Genomic DNA, 17,472 nt, shown 5'->3' on the forward strand with positions numbered 1-17,472 from the left:
TTTGAAATTCGACCATTAAAAAAGCTGACGCATGGTCAGCTTTTTTTAAATCATTTATTTCTCACCGACGCCGCGGTTTTCTTTCTTTGCAAGTGCAATCTTACCAAAGCCTAACTTGCGGAAATAGCTATCACGATATTCACGTCCAGCTTTACTGCACGTAGATACTGCTTCGACTTGTTGTTCCATTTTTAAAAAGGCCGTTAAGTCGATACCTTCAGCAGCAGCTACCGCTTCATGAATGTTACGGTGTGTATCAAAAGAGAAAATTAAACGCTTCTCTTCTTCTTTATAGGTATAAACAATAGTACGTGACATAACGTCCCCAATAGAGCATAAAAGGAGAGCGAATTTACCGTATAAGTGCTCAATATGGAAGTAGAACCGTATTTCAAATAACGATTTACTTTTGTGAGTGTTAATTATCAACCACTTCGCACTGTTGTGGCATTAATAAACCACGTTGAAACAATACATCCTCTGCCATCGGCTTATAGAAATAAAAACCTTGAATATAGCGCACACCGAGTGATGCTATAAACTCTAACTCTGACAATTGCTCTACGCCTTCTACCACAATATCAGCGTGGGTTATTTTGCCTAATTGAACGGCTATTTTAAATAATTCTCTTCCGCGCTGCGTATCAAGATTCAATACTAAAGAGCGATCAATCTTTAGCTTATCAAACTCAAAACGTGATAAATATGCCAGTGATGAGTAACCAGTACCAAAATCATCTAAGGCAACAGAAACACCCAATTTTTGTAATTCAGTGATGATCTCAGCAACCTTTTTCTCATCACGAATTAATAACTCCTCGGTAAATTCAAGCTCTATCTGCTGAAAAGATAACTCGCTTTCAATGATACGTTTTTTAACTATATCAACGAAATTCTTTGATAAAACAGTACTCGGTGAGATGTTAATCGATACCACAAAATCAGGATTAACTACAATAAAACGTTCAGCCGATTTTATAGCTTTATCTAACACCCAAAAATCAAGTTCTGGCATCAGACCTAATTGATTAAAATCTTCAATAAATGTCGGTGGTAAAATTTCACCTTGCTTGTTTTTAAAACGCAGTAAAACTTCACAACCAGCAATACGATTATTCTCGATATTTACTTGTGGCTGAAAATATAAAATAAACTCACCACTATTTTGAAGTTTTTCAATATTCCGCTGTGCAATAAGATTACTATGTAGTGATGGAATAAAACTGGTTAAACGTGTTTTTGATTCAATTTCGTCGCTAGTAAATAACCGATTAGATAGTATATCAGAAACACCAATACCTAAACTGCGCTTATCCATGAGCTTAAAAAAAGGTAAATATATAGCAATGCCAATACATATTAATAATAATTGTAGTAACGCTCCAGAAATTGCTCCTCCTGTTGCCATATAACCACTAATTAAAGGCGGCATGAACCAACTATGGATTTCACTTAATGGTGGAACAACCCCAAAATAAATAGCACCATAAGCAATAATAAAGCTTACTACAGGAACGACTAAAAATGGAATAATCATAATCGGGTTAAAAATAACAGGAATACCGTATAAGATTAGCTCATTAACATTGAAAATACACAGTATAAGTGCTGATTTTGCCAATATTTTATAACCTTTACTTTTGGCAAATAATAACATGCAAATAACTAAACTTAACATATTACCACTGCCGCCAATACCAGTAAAAAAATCATAAAAATTAGTACTTAAAATATTTAAATCAACACCATAATTATGCCATTCGGTAATATTTATACTGGTAATATTATACAATTCAGCCTTATAGGCATGTAAAATATTGTGACCATTAACACCTATTGACCATAATAAACCTCGTAACACTTCATAAATAAGACCATCGAAAAATGACGTTGGATCTAATTGAGGTATCAATGACCCTGAAAAAAATGACGATGCTTGCTCAAACAATTTTCTAATTAATAAACTTATCGATAATACAGCCAAAATAGTAACGATAGAACCAGCTAACATACTCATCGATATATCAATAAATGACTGATTAGATTTGAGTCTAAATAATTTGATATTTTTAAGTTTCGCTATAACCACACAAGAGATATACGCTGAAAGCAATGCAACCAAAAAACTATTTGGCAGAGGGATTAATGGTGAAATTAAATTCCATTGATAAGATACGATAAAAAACACCGTTAATGAGGTTGCTATCGTCGCACTCTTTGGAATCCGCTTAACGGCTGATAAATAAGTCGCTAAATAAAAATTAATCAGCAAAGGAATGATAACTCTTGTTGCTTGACCAACCTCTTGAGTTATTTTTCCAAAGTCATTAAATTTAAAATGTTCACAAATAAGAGCAATCAACTCGCAGAATGTTGAAATCAAAACTAATGGCAATGCCATTAAAAAAACATTGGAAACTGCGACAAGATATTTATTTGCAGATAAATGAGACATTGCTTTATAAATTGGCATAATATCTTCGGCTTCTATACTGAATACTTATACTAAAGCATTACCATAACTAATAGCATTGATTGATACTAAATATTAACACTTTTAAATAGTACGCCAAGAAATTTGACCTAAAAATCGGTCACAGGTAGAAAAATACGTCGAAATTGTTCAATATACTGTTTAAATTTATATAAAAAAACCAACGACCTAATACCGTTTGTCAACATTTACCGATTTTTCCCAAAGTTATACACAGAAACAGTGGATAAGTTTAAAAATCACAAGTAAATAAACAATAAAGAAACAATTTGATAACACACAGCGCATGTATCATCATGTTCTTGATGACTTACCAATCAATTTTTAATCATCGATATTAAAATAATGAATAACCTGATTTTCACTGCCTTTCCATACCAAAGAAGGATTTCGTTGCGCTTGTTCGTATTTCCCATCAACCATCACATCAATAAGATTAACAATTTGTTGCTGCTCTTCAGTCAACTCTGATAATAAATACCCTGTCCATAGCCAAATATCTTTACCTACACATTCACGACGTACACGCTGCACTAATGTCAAAACAGCAGCCACATTTTGAGGATGTAATGGATCGCCACCAGAAAGTGATAAACCACGACGTTTAATACGGGTATCGTTAAGATCATTAATCACTTGATCTTCCATTTGCTGAGTGAACGGATGTCCTGCATCTAAACGCCATGTGCTTTGGTTATAACAACCTTTACATTGATGAACACAACCCGATACAAATAGAGTTACTCGTGTACCAGGGCCATTAACAATATCAACAGGGTAATAATTGTGGTAGTTCATTGTTATCTCAATTAATTAATAGTGTAATCGGGCAATTTAACCAACCCAACATTTACAAACAAAAGAAGTGCCCTAAAGCACTTCTTCTATATTTAACTCAATGAGCTAATCAGTAATCGTTACATATGCTTAACGCGACGTTTAACTTCTTCTTGTTTACCAAAGTTAAACGGACGTGCATCAGGGCTACCTAGGTAACCACACACACGACGGGTTACCGATACTTTTGATGGTTCATGATTTCCACATTTAGGGCAAGTAAAGCCTTTACTAGTACAGTCAAATTCACCGGTAAAACCACACTCATAACATTCATCAATCGGTGTATTGGTGCCGTAATAAGGTACGCGGCTGTAACTGTAATCCCAGACGTTTTCTAATGCTTCAAGATTATGCTGAATATTTGGGTATTCGCCATAACAAATAAAGCCACCGTTCGCGATATCTGGATATGCCATTTCAAAGTCAATCTTGTCGTACGGATTCACTTTTTTCTCAACATCTAAATGGAAACTATTGGTGTAGTAACCACGATCAGTAACACCATCAACAACACCAAATTCTTTAGTGTCAATTGCACAGAAACGGCTACATAAGTTTTCACTTGGAGTACTGTATAAACTAAAGCCATAGCCAGACTCAGCTTTCCATGCATCAGTTGCATCACGTAAACGTTGAACAATCGCTACTGCTTTTTGACGTAATGTCTCGCTATCATAAACATGGGTATCATTACCATAAAGTGCATTTACAGTTTCATGAATACCAATGTAACCTAACGAAATAGAGGCACGACCATTTTTGAAAATTTCTGATACATCATCATCTTCGTTCAAACGAACGCCACAAGCACCTTCCATATAAAGGATAGGAGCAACACGGGCTTTCACTCCCTCTAGACGCGTAATACGAGTATCAAGCGCACGACGAGATAACGCTAATCGCTCATCTAAAATGTCAAAGAAACGTGCTTCATCACCTTTTGCTTCTAAGGCAATGCGCGGTAAGTTAATGCTAACGACGCCTAAGTTATTACGACCTTCATGGATCAATTTACCATTTTCTTCGTAAGGCCCAAGGAAACTACGACAGCCCATTGGGGTTTTAAATGAACCTGTAACTTCAACTAATTTGTCATAGTTTAAAATATCAGGGTACATACGCTTAGATGCACACTCTAACGCTAATTGTTTAATATCGTAGTTGGCATCATCAGGTTTATGGTTAAGGCCATCTTTAATAGCAAAAACAAGCTTAGGGAATACTGCTGTTTTATGATTTTTTCCTAAACCTGCAATACGATTTTTAAGAATAGATTGTTGAATTAAACGCGATTCCCACGATGTGCCTAAACCAAAGCCAAAAGTTACAAAAGGTGTCTGACCATTCGCGGTGTGCAGTGTATTTACTTCATATTCTAGTGATTGAAATGCATCGTAGCACTCTTTGTTAGTACGAGCTTGTGCAAAAGCAACAGGATCAGCAATGTTCCACTCAGTTGCAATTTCTAAATGCTTGGCATAACTAACGCTAACATAAGGTGCTAACACTTCATCAATACGGTTAATGGTGGTGCCACCATAAATATGGCTCGCAACTTGAGCAATAATTTGAGCCGTTACTGCTGTTGCTGTAGAAATTGATTTAGGAGTATCAATTTCTGCATTACCCATCTTAAAACCATGCGTTAACATGCCATTAAGATCAATAAGCATACAGTTAAACATTGGAAAAAACGGTGAATAATCTAAATCATGATAGTGAATTTCGCCGTTTTCATGTGCTTTTACAATATCGCGTGGTAGTAAATGTTGTGTTGCATAATGCTTTGCGACAATACCAGCAAGCAGATCACGTTGAGTTGGGATCACTTTACTGTCTTTATTTGCATTTTCATTTAATAACGAAGCATTACTTTGTTCAATTAAGCCTCGAATCTCATTATTTAGACGACTTTTCTTCTCACGTGAAATATCACGATCATGACGGTATTCAATGTACGCACGCGCTACAGCCTTGTGTGGGCCAGCCATAAGTTGTGTTTCAACGGCCTCTTGAATGGCATGAATATCTACGTTATCAACACCAAAAAATTGCGCTAATACTGCTTCCGCTACCGATGTAGCGTAAGCCTCATCCATTGTATGACACTCTGAATCGGTGATGGAATTAGCTGCTCCTAGAACAGCCTCTTTAATGCGTAAAACATCAAAAGATACACGGCAACCATCACGCTTTATTACTACAGGATTCACACAAGGCTCCTAATTTCACAGAAAATGACACTGTCACTTAAACACAAAATATAGTGTTCTATTTATAAGCGGCAACAAGATGTGGGGTATTAGGCGCGATCTAGCGCAAAGAAACCTTGATCGAGATCAATTTTATAAGCGAGCAGTTTGTCTTCTGAACGATGATTATGATCAGTGACAAAATTTCGCATGCAAGCTAATTTCTAAAGAACATTGTCAATAAATTTATTATCACATTAAGAAAATATTTAAAAAAAATTACTTGCCTTTCTCATAAGAATTGACACTATTCCCTTCCAAGTAATCATGGATCTCAATCATGAATTTTTCATCGCTCGATACACGCATTGACAATACGATATATAGCAATCTTCGCCTTGGCTTTATCTGGGCATCTAAAATATCGTTAATTACAATTATGCTGATAACCACGGTTATTTGGATCGATTTTATTCACACAGCAAGAAGCAATTTAGTACTAACCACAATAAATTTTAGTATTCAAGCGTTGCTCTTTGGTCTTGGTTGGCTATTTTTTGCTCATCATAAAACCCTTCTGCATTACAAAATTATTGCAGCAAGTTATGCTTTCTTATTTGGCATTACCTGGGGAACAGCAATTATCAATCTCAATAACTTAGGTCACGCTTATGTTATTGTTGAAATTGTAGGTAATCTATTATTTCTAATTGTACTGCTCAGCTTTTATGCATATCGAGTAGCTGTCTATCTTGCAACTTTGCCTATTTTAATTTTTACCACTTGGTACAGTATTCACGATCCTCGCTTTGATTTACTTTTTGTGTTCGCGAAACTCATTATAACGATGATGATCATTGAATCAGGACGACTACTACTATTTGAATGGTTTACTACCCGCATTCAACAAGAACACGACAATCAGCGTTTACTCAAACAATTGACACAGATCTCTTTTACTGATCAATTAACCCAAATTAATAATCGCCGTTTTTTTGATTTAGCTATTAATAAACAAATTATCAATGCCAAACATAGCCAGCACCCACTATCGATTATTTTAATTGATGTTGATTATTTTAAGCTGTTTAATGACAACCTTGGACATATTAAAGGAGATAGCTGTTTAAAATCTGTTGCCAATATCATCAATAAAAGTTTATTAACAGCAACGGATACCGTATCCCGTTATGGTGGTGAGGAGTTTGTCGTATTGCTACCTAATACGGATAATAAAGGCGCATGTGATATTGCCCAGCGCATTCAACAAAATTTATCGAGCCTAGCGCTCATTCATCCATGCTCTGCTATTAACCAATATGTGACGGTTAGCCAAGGTATTGCAACCTTAGAAGAAAATCAACATCCAACACAATTAATTAATGCTGCAGACAGTTGTCTATATAGAGCTAAAGAATTAGGACGAAATCAATTTTATAGCACACAAAAATGAAAACAGTAATGACAGGGTTACACGAAAAGCTAACCGCGCTTATAGTAATACGGTTACTTAGTATAAATAATTCAGAATACTAACCAAATAAGGCACAGTGAATAGCTCATTCGTATCATGATAATAACGATGCCTATTTTAGCTTTATTACTACTATTAATGCCAATCAGTACCAGTTACGCACAATCTTTCACTCTTATGAGCTGGAATATGCAGTGGCTGTCGTTGAACTCAACCTCGCCGGTTGTGCGTTCAAAAGCAGATTATCAAGCGCTACAGCAAATATTTACTTCACACTCCCCTGATATTCTTGCCTTTCAAGAAGTTGATAGTATTGCAGCCCTATACCGCGTCATTAATCGACAGCATTATAATATTTATTTTTCTAGTCGTATGAATAACCATCAAGATAGTTTTAAGAAAAATAATCAATATACGGGATTTGCTGTAAAAAAGGCGATTGTTGTCGACAACCTTGATGATTTATCCCAACTAAGTTCACCACCGATTTCTACGGGTAGGAGAGCAGATTTTAACAATAAATTACGTTATGGTAGTGTTATTAAAATAACTATAGATAATCAACCAATTACATTGCTAAACCTACACCTTAAGTCAGGCTGTTTTTCTGGTAAACAATTGGCGCAGCAGCAACGTCGATCATGCAAAACCCTTGGCCAACAACTTAAGCTAATAAAGCAATGGATTAATACTCAACAAGCACTATCACCAACGTTTATTATTGTTGGTGACTTTAACCACCGTATCACATCAAACAATAAATTCATCAATCAAATCACTGACAATCCAAACCGTCTCAATCATATATCGGCGTCAATTAAAGCCAATTGTACAGTAAGATTAACCACCCAAATTAGTCAATATCGTACATATACCAGCTTGATTGATCATCTATTTACAACCACCAATGTTAAAGCGCTAAGCCAACGTCAAATTCAATATAACAAGCAACAACTGTCACAGTTTACACTTAGTGATCACTGTCCACTTTTTTTTAGGTTAGTTATTGATTATAAGGATAAAAAATAACTATTCTGTTGCATAACCTCCATTGCAGTAACGCACATCAGGAATAATATTATGTTTGTTAAGCAGCCGATACATGGTTGCACGCGATACACCAAGATCTTTCGCTGCAGAGGCAACTTGACCTTTGTGAGCTTCAAGCATGGTGACTAATACATCTTTTTCTGCTTCATCTTTAATTGTACGTAAACTTTGTTTAAGATTAGTTTTTTTAGGTAAATCAAAATGTTCTAAGGTGACTTCATTACCATCATTTAATAATGATACTCGCTTAACTTGGTTAATGAGTTCACGAACATTACCCGGCCAGTTATAACGTAATAATAACTGTTTTGCCTCTTCACTATAATGCATCGCAAGTGTGTTATATTCTTTAGAAAACTGCTGTAAATAATATTCAGCTAATAAAATAATATCAGCACCACGCTCTCTTAACGTCGGTACGACCACGTGAAAAACATTTAATCTATAATAAAGTTCTTTATTAAAAGCATTGTTTTTAACTGCTTGTTCTAAATCAATACTTGATGATGTAATGACACGAACATCAAACACACCTTGATCATTGAGTTTTTCATTTTCAGGTTGTTGTAAATAATTAAGTAACTTTAATTGTAATGGTTTGGATAATTCTTCAATACCATTTAGTAATACTGTTCCATTGGTAATGGTATCATTTGAATTACCTTTATAAAGTGGGTTTAAAAAATGAATACGTTGATCATCATCCGTTAACGAAGAACAATTAATTACAGTTATATCATCATTTCGTCGTTTACTTAGATTATGAATTGTTTTCGCAATGAGTTCTTTTCCAACGCCCTGCTCACCGGTCAGTAAAACATTCACATCTGTCATTGCGACTCTTTTTACCATATCTCTCAAGTGCTTAATAGATTTTGATTCGCCATATAGTCCGATTTCACATTGCTGGCTAACATCATTCAATGATGTTGATTCAATCTCTAACATGCCTAATTGATGGCCTGCTGTATCTAATAATTGACTTGATGGTATCGGCGTAGAAAAAAAATCAACACAGAAGTTATTTATGAACTGACAAATAGAATCTATTTTTAGCTGTTCTTTTTTTATTATCGCGATCCATTTTACCTGCTTAGTTTTATTAGCACGTTGAGATATACTATTTAAACTAAAATCGTTATTACTTAAATCAACAATACAAACACAGGGGCTATACTCTTCTAATATTGCATCAGCTGTTCGTAAATCATAACAACAATGTGTTTTCCATCCAGCTTGTTCTAACAATGCAATCCAAGGTTCATAGGTACACCCCATTGCAACCAAACGTCCGCCTGCCTTTTTTTTATCATTTATAGCCACCATTAGAGCCACCCTTTTAAAACATATCCATTATTGATTTATATTAAAAAATATAGATAACAACGATGTTTTTTGCAGTGTATCAACGATAAGAATAGTCCTAAAAATATACCACTATTATTTAAACAATATTAATTTCCTTTATATAGTTGTTATATTTCATAGTATTAAATAATTTAGAGATAAAAATAATCATATAAATAATTTATCTTAATTTTAAAATAAGAAAATAAAATGTTGACTTTTATTGCTTTAATATACATTTAAATATACACACAAATACAACTCTATAGACATTGTAAAAAAAAATACCACCACTAAACGACCTAAAAAACTACGGATAAAACGAGATCTTACTCTGCTTTTGTTTTATCCTTGCTTAAATAATAATGTGTAATAAATAGGACAACAGTATGTCTACCCCATTAGATGCTGCAATGATTGAAACAATTCAGAGTTTTGATGCTGAAAAACGTTATAAACACTTAGTGAAAGAAGTTGTAGAAAACCGTGAAATCTGGATTCTTACTGATGAACATGGTTGCGTTATGCTCAATACTGACGATGAAGATTGCGTACCAGTATGGCCAAATAAAGAATTTGCAGAAGCATGGGCTACTGGCGAATGGGAAACATGTAAAGCAGAAGCTATTTCATTAAACAAATGGCATAGCCGCTGGACACACGGTTTAGAGGATGATGAACTTGCATTAGTCGTTTTCCCGATTCCAGAACAAGAAGGTCTGGTGATCTATCCAGATGAACTTGATTATGAATTAAAGACATTAGCGAATAAACGTCGCTAATCATATCTGAGTGTTTTAATAGGCTAGCGTATTGCTGGCCTTATTTTTAATTCCCCATAATAATGAGGTCTGCTGTGAATTCTTTTATCGAACACATTAAACAAACACCAACCACGATTGAATTTGATGCTGTCATGGCTTTGATTAACCACTATTATGATTATCAACCAACACGTTTTACCAACGGGTTGAACGATAATATAATCACCAATCAAGCAGCAACTAATGAAGGATCATGTAAAATATTCGCATTTGCACACCTACACCAACTATCACACGCTGAAACATTAGCGTGTTTTGGTCGCTATTATCGTGAAGATGTACTTCTGCACCCGCAACACACTGATCATCAAAATATTCGTCAATTTATGTTATCAGGTTCAAAAGGGATCACTTTTGAGCACTTCCCTCTAACGCGAAAAAACGTAATATAAAAGCCATTAAGTCCGTTAATTCTTAATGGCTTGAGATTATTAAGATAAGCGACTTATAGTGGCTTTTTACAATGACTGCATTTTTGTGGCGGCTTCATAAAGAAAGGAGAGCGGCTAGCCTGACCACAACTATCACAAAATTTTGTTGATCGAATCGTCAAAAATGTTACCGGTACTAATAAAATCAATATCGCAATCATCCATGCTACAGGTGGTTGCATAAAAATAATAAATCCACCAATCACAACATTACTGAACACAGTATAAATTGGCCATAATCGACGTTTTTTAGCGACATCATTACCGCGTTGGAACAGCATTACACTCCCTACCGTCAAACCCAGCCAAATAACAACAAAGCCAATTAATAGATTTTCCTGCATTTTTTTTCCTTAAAAAATATATCTCAAAGCACAATAGCTATTGATTAAGTATCATATAGTTGCTGCGTAAAACACCGCATTCATTGTTACTCATAACCTCAACTATTGATAGTAATCTCGTTACAATGCTGCATTTTTAGCCAATTTTATACCAACATTAAGACTCACCCATCATGTAGCAAAAAAGTTACAACTATGATGCAAAATATTGTTGCTTATATTGATAAAAGTATTATATTTAGCGTCAGAACAGGATGTTCAGTAAAAATGCCTACTTAGCTGCCATTTGCTAAAACTAGGTTTAAGGAGTAAAAATGGTTATGCTTTCAACTTGTCAACAATCTAGCAACAATGTGCGTTCTATCGTGCGTGGCTGTGCTATGTTTCATCGTCTTAATCTTATTAACGATTGGCGTTATGACAACATTCACCAACCTCATCAACAATTTGAGAAATTGTATCAACATGCTAAATTTGCACAAATAGAGCTTAATTTATTAATTAAAAAAGCAGCATCAGATACTGGTTGCCATCCAATCCTTCCTGGTCAAAAATCACGAACACGTGCCCTACAAAAGATCACTACAGAACTGCATAGCAAATCTGATGCATTAACCGATCTAGTCCGTGGATCAATTGTTGCCTCAAATATTGATGATTTAATCGTGGCTTATGATTATCTTATACAGCATACCGATGTGTGCGGTGTTAAAAACCGCTTTAGCCAACCGACAGATTCTGGCTATCGCGATATTAAACTATTGATACGTTTACCTAATAGTCATTTCATTGCCGAAATACAACTGCACCTAAAAAAAATAGCATCAATAAAAAATGGGGCTGAACACTCAATTTATGAACAAATTCAAAATATTGAGCGCCAGGCTATGCTTGAGTCGCGCTTACTACATGAATTAGAGCAACGAAAAATTACCAAATTACGCCAGTACTCACAATCGCTGTATCAGCAAGTATGGCAACACTATATGGGTACAAGCCGTCTTGCAAGTTAGTCCTGACTGCATTCAATATGTGTGATTATGAATAATGTAAATGTACTGTAATCAATAATGCAAAAATATGAATAACAGCACAGTATTCAATTCCCATTCAGGGTAAAGTTACTACCATGTGAACAGATGACACATTATATCTAACGCTCAACATACAAACTTTTTAGTTATACCCGTTTTAGTATGTTTCGATATTGCACATGCAATATTTACAGGAGTTGTTTAATGAACATAAAATCTGTTTTACGTACAAGTTTTGTTCTTTTTTGCATGCTTAGTCGCTCTGTTGTGGCTGCGCCAGCGATTACTCCCGCTTTTAATACTCATGATCAATCACCAACACGTCAAACACAAGCCAGCCGTAAGGCCTTTCAGCGTGATTTAAGCGGCTTATACAGTATTCAATCATGGAAAACTGACAACCTGCGTCAACCATTTACTAATTTTGATGAGCTTTACTTAGCCGCAACCGATGCACAAGTAGAACTACAAACATTACTGCAAAGTGTTGGCCTTGCATCAACAACCAATATCATTATCCCTCAGATTAAATCAGCTCAACGTGCTCAACAAAAAATCACCACTGAATTACAAGGTCAGACTGACAAAATTACTGATATTGCACGCGGGTCTATTGTTGCGAAAAATATTCCAGCATTAGTTCAGGCCTATGAATTATTATCAAAAGAAGCAACCATCGTTAGTGTTAAGAATCGATTTAAGAATCCAACACCATCAGGCTACCGTGATTTAAATGTGCTAGTACGCTTACCTAACAGCCAAGTTATTACTGAAGTTCAACTGCACTTAAATGAAATATCAACCATAAAAAATGGCCCTGAGCATGATCTTTATGAAAAAATTCAACATATTGAACGTGTAGCATTACAACAACAACGCCCATTATCTGAGTTTGAGGTAGCGCAAATTAATAAACTGCGACAACAATCTCATCAACTATACCAAACGGCATGGCTAGGTTATTTACAACCACAAGCAGCATAATAATATCAATTGAAACAACAAAGCCCGAATGCTACTACTCGCTAGCGGGCTTTGCACACCACAACGTATTCCATTTAAACATAAAATAACAAACACTCTAAAAGTGTCTCGCTTCCAAAGTAAAAAATTCTGTATTTCATCGTAAAAAATCTTCTTTAGGATAATGTGTTTAATATTACAACTGTTAATTTTTTGTACGTAAAAATAAGTTGTTATGTTTCTAGATTAGGTTTATTAGGATACCAATAAAAGCCTTTATTTGAGCAACATCATAATTACATTTATTTGCTTTCACCAAGTGCAGTTTTTTATCGTGAAAACGTTTTCAATCTCTTATTATCCCGCCCATATAAATGGACTTTTCCAATGATATGGAGCTAGATAATGGTTACTATTTTTAGTCTTGTGGTTATATTCCTTGTAGGTTTATTAATCTATAAAAAATACAACCCGCAAACAACACTACTGCTTGGCGGTATTATTATGATGGCAGCAGCCATTATATTTAGTACAGGTACACCACTTCCTGAAAATATTTCTAGTGGTAATCAATGGCTTGATATCTTTACTTTCCTAAAAAATACCACCGCCAAAACAGTGGGTACTCTTGGCCTAATCATCATGGCAGTTGGCGGTTTTGCTAAATATATGGATCATATCGGCGCCTCACGCGCACTGGTTAATATTGCGATAAAACCTTTAGGTTACTTTAAAGCGCCTTATTTAGTGATGGCATTAGGTTATATCATGGGCCAAATACTGAATATCTTTATTCCAAGTGCATCCGGTCTTGGCTTATTATTGATGGTAACGCTATACCCTATTTTAGTGCGCCTTGGCGTCAGTAAAATGTCTGCTGTCGCCGTTATTGCAACCGCCGCCTGTTTAGATTTAGGTCCAGCATCAGGTAACGTGAATTTAGCAGCGCGCACTGCGGATATTCCTGTTACTGAATATTTTATTACTTACCAATTACCTGTTGCTATTGCGACAATGATAACAATCGCTACGCTACATTTCTTTGTACAACAATGGTTTGATCGTCGTACAACAGCAACAGAGGAAGTAGAACTTCAGGCACAAGATGACCACGTTGCACCACCAGCATGGTATGCATTACTGCCAATTATTCCGTTAGCATTAATTATGATCTTTAGCCCAATGGCTATTGCTAGTGTAAAAATAGATGTGGTAACTGCAATGTTTATTTCAATTGCGGTGGCGATGGTTTGTGAAGGTATTCGTCATGGTGCAAAACCCATCTTCAAAGATATTTTGGTTTATTTCGATAGCATGGGTAAGCAATTCGCACGCGTAGTAACGTTAGTTATTGCAGGCCAAGTGTTTGCTCATGGTATGAAAGTCATCGGTTTACTTGATACTGTCATCAACTTTGCAATTAATGCGTCAGTCTCACCCGCATTAATGATTATTTTAATGGTTATTATTATTACCTTTGCGGCAATTTTAATGGGTTCTGGTAATGCGCCGTTCTTCTCATTTGCAGCTATGGTGCCAGATATTGCCAACAAGGTCGGTGTTAATGCCGTTGTTATGTTGATGCCAATGCAATTAGCATCAGGTATTGCACGCTCAATGTCGCCAATCACAGGCGCTATTGTTGCTGTTGCCGGTGTTGCCGATGTGTCACCATTTGAATTAGTCAAACGTACCGCTATTCCAATGATTGGTGCGCTGATTGTTTCAACGGCAATGTCACTGATTTTAGGCTTATAATTTTCGCTACTTAAAGAAAACCCCGTTAGCTATTATTAAAGAGAAATAACTATACGGGGTTTTTATTGTCTTTTATTTACACTAATAAATAAGCTTAGATGCGTTCCCAAGGGCCATTTGCATTACCCGGTTTATCACCTTTGGTCCACCATTTTGCGCGATAATTATTACCTTCAAAGATAACTTCATCACCACCATTATAGGTTTTTGATGCTGACCAGCCACCAACTTCACCGGTATCCTCTTCTACCCATACCGATGATGTTCCAGGAGCTTCACCTTTCGTCCACCATTGCGCAGTATAAGTAATGCCATTATAAACTACAGTGTCTCCGCTATTGTAGATAGTGTCGGCATTCCACGTATCGCCAACAGCTCCACCTTCAGCCTTAACATTAACAACCACTGTTTGTTGTGTTGCAGCTTGACCATCAGACACAGTAATCACAACATTGAGTGTAGTATCTGTCGTTGTTGTTGGTGCAGTGACAGTAACATTAGCACCCGTTGCCGTCGCTGTAACCTGGCCTGTTGACGCTGAGTAAGTTAGTGTGTCACCATCGGCATCAGTCGCTGTTACAGTGATAACCACATTCTGACCACTTTCAACATCAACTGTTGCTGGCGCTGTCAATTCTGGTGCGGTATTTTCAACGACACCAGACCCTTTCACATTAACAACCACTGATTTAGTTGCTGTTTTACGACCATCTGTAACTTTGATCGCTATTGAGGTCACAATATCTGTTGCTGAGTTCGGTGCGGTGTAAACCACATTGGCTGTGCCGTCACCATTATCTGTAATTTGTGCATCAGCAGAGCTAAAGCTTAAGCTATCGCCATCAGCATCAGTTGCCGAAACAGTGAAACTAATTGTCTCACCAGCCACTGCCGATTGAGCACTTGGTACGGTTAACTCTGGCGCAGCATTTGGCGTGGTATCAGCACTAAATACATCATCAATCGCTTCTGCTAATGGTGAGCTTAACTTAGTACACTCTTTTAGCTTGGTGCCATGATTAATAAAGGTGCCTTCACACTTAATATCGCCATGCACTTGCCACACGATCACTCCACCTAAATCATGATCAACAATGTACTGTGCTTTCTTCTTCATCGAAGGTACATCATCATAACTTAAGAAATATTTTCCTTTCACAGCATAAGGGACCTCAGCACTAGCATCCCATTTATGTTCCCAACCTGTTGTTTTAACAATATAGTTATAGTTTGGTGAACCTTCAAACTCTTTCCAGTTATCAACATCAACTGCCGATAATAATGGTCCATCAACCGACATATTATAAATACGCTTATCGGTTGGCGCACCTAAATAGGCCTCAGCTTCTGTGGTTTGTACACCTCGACCATAGAACGCTGCACCAAAGTTAATTTTTTCTGATGGAATGCCTTTTTCTGCCATCCAAATACGTAGCGTATCTAAATCAAGACCTTTAAATTCTTCTTCAGGATATGGATACAATGGCGCGTTATGGCCTGTAACATTTGACCACGCACCGTTAAGATCGTAAGTCATCATGTTGAAGTAATCCATTGATTTAACAAGGCGTGGCCAATTAAATCCTTCAAGTTTAGCAGTTGATGCTGAGAATGCAGCAGTCAGCAGTTTGTCAGGACCAATGCGCTCACGAATATCTTCCATTAATTGTTCAAAGTTTGCAAAATCAGCAGGATCACCCGCAAAGTTCATACCGCCAAAGCCAGGGTATTCCCAATCAATATCAATACCGTGGAAACCTAATGCCATTAACTTATCGAGATCTTTAAGAAAACGGGCTTTTTTAACAGGATCGGCAGCCATTTCAGGAAAGTGCTTAGACATACTCCAACCACCGAGTGATGCCATAACCTTAACGCCTTTTTGATTAGCAAGATCAATCAAACCCGGAGCGCCACCTTCTTTTTTAAGTGGAATCGGCATGTCACCTTCAATGCCTGTTGGCTTGTGACGCCAACCTTTACCACTTTTCACAAAACCTTGCGCTTTTACTTTGGCTAAATTTTCAGCATCCCAAGGTTCATTTACTGGATATTGATGAATGTACTCTAATTCACCCCACAAAATATGAAAATCCCAGCTTGAATAGACATCAGGATGTAATAATGGCCCAGGCTCTTGCACACTACCTGGCTTATAAATTTGTTTATTACGTAAATCACCACTATGTAGCGAACCGTCTTTTGCTACGCCAAAAAATGAGAAATTAAGAATAGAGTAAATATCCATATCTACGTTCAAATGCGTCGCTTCTCCTTTTACAGAAAAACCTGCATTAGTACCTTTCCATGCTTCCCACTGAGTTAGATAACCGATTACGTTCTTATCATGTGTTGGCGCTGCTTGTACTTGAGCAGCCGTACTTGCAAATAAAAAGCCAGCAATAATGCCTGCAACTTTGGTTTTATTAAATCCCTTTTCCATTTTGTGCTCCACGTTATGATTAATAGCAAATTGCTATATCAGTTTTTATAAATACAACTGATTTTTTATAACGATTATTAATGCTTTTTGGTCATTAAGAATCTAAACACAGTGTGAAGGAACTTTTTTAGTTTAGCGAAAAAAAATCACAATTTTATGCTCGACAACCAACATAAATGCAACAAACAGGTCAAATAACATCTTTTTTTAGCCACAAGATTCAAAAAAAAGCATTTTTACACGTGTAGGAATTGGAGTGTGATAGAGATAATATTTAT

14 protein-coding genes are annotated in these 17,472 nt (G+C 36.3%); 7 read left to right on the plus strand and 7 right to left on the minus strand.

Features of this window, described 5'->3' with window-relative positions; all coding sequences use genetic code 11:
• Positions 1–54: 54 nt before the first annotated feature.
• The 4 genes from PMAL9190_RS07975 to nrdD form a co-directional block, all read right to left on the minus strand.
• Complete coding sequence (locus PMAL9190_RS07975; protein WP_087844674.1) at positions 55–318, minus strand: DUF2960 family protein; 264 nt, start codon at positions 316–318, stop codon at positions 55–57.
• 100 nt (positions 319–418) lie between these two features.
• Complete coding sequence (locus PMAL9190_RS07980) at positions 419–2,473, minus strand: EAL domain-containing protein (RefSeq protein WP_087844675.1); 2,055 nt, start codon at positions 2,471–2,473, stop codon at positions 419–421.
• 345 nt (positions 2,474–2,818) lie between these two features.
• Positions 2,819–3,292: an anaerobic ribonucleoside-triphosphate reductase-activating protein gene (gene nrdG, locus PMAL9190_RS07985; RefSeq protein WP_087844676.1), complete on the minus strand. Its 474-nt coding sequence runs from the start codon at positions 3,290–3,292 to the stop codon at positions 2,819–2,821.
• 119 nt (positions 3,293–3,411) lie between these two features.
• On the minus strand, positions 3,412–5,547 hold the full coding sequence (gene nrdD, locus PMAL9190_RS07990) for an anaerobic ribonucleoside-triphosphate reductase (protein ID WP_087844677.1): 2,136 nt from the start codon (positions 5,545–5,547) through the stop codon (positions 3,412–3,414).
• Between the two features lie 319 nt (positions 5,548–5,866).
• Here nrdD and PMAL9190_RS07995 point away from each other — a divergent pair, with 319 nt between their 5' ends.
• Together PMAL9190_RS07995 and PMAL9190_RS08000 are read left to right on the plus strand one after the other, a co-directional pair.
• On the plus strand, positions 5,867–6,979 hold the full coding sequence (locus PMAL9190_RS07995; RefSeq protein ID WP_087844678.1) for a GGDEF domain-containing protein: 1,113 nt from the start codon (positions 5,867–5,869) through the stop codon (positions 6,977–6,979).
• A 129-nt stretch (positions 6,980–7,108) separates the two neighbouring features.
• A complete protein-coding gene (locus PMAL9190_RS08000) occupies positions 7,109–8,029 on the plus strand; it encodes an endonuclease/exonuclease/phosphatase family protein (protein ID WP_159458374.1) in 921 nt (306 codons plus the stop codon).
• Here PMAL9190_RS08000 and PMAL9190_RS08005 read toward each other — a convergent pair whose 3' ends face one another.
• A complete protein-coding gene (locus PMAL9190_RS08005) occupies positions 8,030–9,376 on the minus strand; it encodes a sigma-54-dependent transcriptional regulator (RefSeq protein WP_087844680.1) in 1,347 nt (448 codons plus the stop codon).
• Positions 9,377–9,786: 410 nt separating this feature from the next.
• Between PMAL9190_RS08005 and PMAL9190_RS08010 the strand changes: the two genes are divergently transcribed.
• Both PMAL9190_RS08010 and PMAL9190_RS08015 read left to right on the plus strand, forming a co-directional pair.
• A complete protein-coding gene (locus PMAL9190_RS08010) occupies positions 9,787–10,179 on the plus strand; it encodes a DUF2750 domain-containing protein (RefSeq protein WP_065166965.1) in 393 nt (130 codons plus the stop codon).
• A gap of 74 nt (positions 10,180–10,253) precedes the next feature.
• A complete protein-coding gene (locus PMAL9190_RS08015) occupies positions 10,254–10,613 on the plus strand; it encodes a HopJ type III effector protein (RefSeq protein WP_370738760.1) in 360 nt (119 codons plus the stop codon).
• Between the two features lie 53 nt (positions 10,614–10,666).
• Here PMAL9190_RS08015 and PMAL9190_RS08020 read toward each other — a convergent pair whose 3' ends face one another.
• A complete protein-coding gene (locus PMAL9190_RS08020; protein WP_087844682.1) occupies positions 10,667–10,996 on the minus strand; it encodes a hypothetical protein in 330 nt (109 codons plus the stop codon).
• Positions 10,997–11,310: 314 nt separating this feature from the next.
• Here PMAL9190_RS08020 and PMAL9190_RS08025 point away from each other — a divergent pair, with 314 nt between their 5' ends.
• The 3 genes from PMAL9190_RS08025 to dcuC all read left to right on the plus strand — a co-directional run bounded on the left by PMAL9190_RS08025 (position 11,311) and on the right by dcuC (position 14,751).
• Positions 11,311–12,009 (plus strand): RelA/SpoT domain-containing protein, encoded by a 699-nt coding sequence (locus PMAL9190_RS08025; RefSeq protein WP_087844683.1) that lies wholly within the window; start codon positions 11,311–11,313, stop codon positions 12,007–12,009.
• Between the two features lie 225 nt (positions 12,010–12,234).
• Complete coding sequence (locus PMAL9190_RS08030; protein WP_087844684.1) at positions 12,235–13,014, plus strand: RelA/SpoT domain-containing protein; 780 nt, start codon at positions 12,235–12,237, stop codon at positions 13,012–13,014.
• 384 nt (positions 13,015–13,398) lie between these two features.
• Positions 13,399–14,751: a C4-dicarboxylate transporter DcuC gene (dcuC, locus tag PMAL9190_RS08035; protein WP_087844685.1), complete on the plus strand. Its 1,353-nt coding sequence runs from the start codon at positions 13,399–13,401 to the stop codon at positions 14,749–14,751.
• A gap of 94 nt (positions 14,752–14,845) precedes the next feature.
• Here dcuC and PMAL9190_RS08040 read toward each other — a convergent pair whose 3' ends face one another.
• On the minus strand, positions 14,846–17,194 hold the full coding sequence (locus PMAL9190_RS08040) for a glycosyl hydrolase family 18 protein (RefSeq protein WP_087844686.1): 2,349 nt from the start codon (positions 17,192–17,194) through the stop codon (positions 14,846–14,848).
• Positions 17,195–17,472: the final 278 nt, after the last annotated feature.

The organism is Photobacterium malacitanum (genome assembly GCF_900185615.1).
In the GTDB taxonomy this organism is placed as follows: Bacteria; Pseudomonadota; Gammaproteobacteria; order Enterobacterales; family Vibrionaceae; genus Photobacterium; species Photobacterium malacitanum.

Excerpts from the sequence above, each read along its gene's own strand:
- PMAL9190_RS08030 (WP_087844684.1), top strand. The coding sequence starts at position 12,235 with ATGAACATAAAATCTGTTTTACGTACAAGTTTTGTTCTTTTTTGCATG.
- PMAL9190_RS07980 (WP_087844675.1), bottom strand. The coding sequence starts at position 2,473 with ATGCCAATTTATAAAGCAATGTCTCATTTATCTGCAAATAAATATCTT.
- PMAL9190_RS08010 (WP_065166965.1), top strand. The coding sequence starts at position 9,787 with ATGTCTACCCCATTAGATGCTGCAATGATTGAAACAATTCAGAGTTTT.
- PMAL9190_RS07975 (WP_087844674.1), bottom strand. The coding sequence starts at position 318 with ATGTCACGTACTATTGTTTATACCTATAAAGAAGAAGAGAAGCGTTTA.
- PMAL9190_RS08025 (WP_087844683.1), top strand. The coding sequence starts at position 11,311 with ATGGTTATGCTTTCAACTTGTCAACAATCTAGCAACAATGTGCGTTCT.
- PMAL9190_RS07995 (WP_087844678.1), top strand. The coding sequence starts at position 5,867 with ATGAATTTTTCATCGCTCGATACACGCATTGACAATACGATATATAGC.
- nrdG (WP_087844676.1), bottom strand. The coding sequence starts at position 3,292 with ATGAACTACCACAATTATTACCCTGTTGATATTGTTAATGGCCCTGGT.
- dcuC (WP_087844685.1), top strand. The coding sequence starts at position 13,399 with ATGGTTACTATTTTTAGTCTTGTGGTTATATTCCTTGTAGGTTTATTA.
- PMAL9190_RS08020 (WP_087844682.1), bottom strand. The coding sequence starts at position 10,996 with ATGCAGGAAAATCTATTAATTGGCTTTGTTGTTATTTGGCTGGGTTTG.
- PMAL9190_RS08005 (WP_087844680.1), bottom strand. The coding sequence starts at position 9,376 with ATGGTGGCTATAAATGATAAAAAAAAGGCAGGCGGACGTTTGGTTGCA.
- PMAL9190_RS08040 (WP_087844686.1), bottom strand. The coding sequence starts at position 17,194 with ATGGAAAAGGGATTTAATAAAACCAAAGTTGCAGGCATTATTGCTGGC.
- PMAL9190_RS08000 (WP_159458374.1), top strand. The coding sequence starts at position 7,109 with ATGCCTATTTTAGCTTTATTACTACTATTAATGCCAATCAGTACCAGT.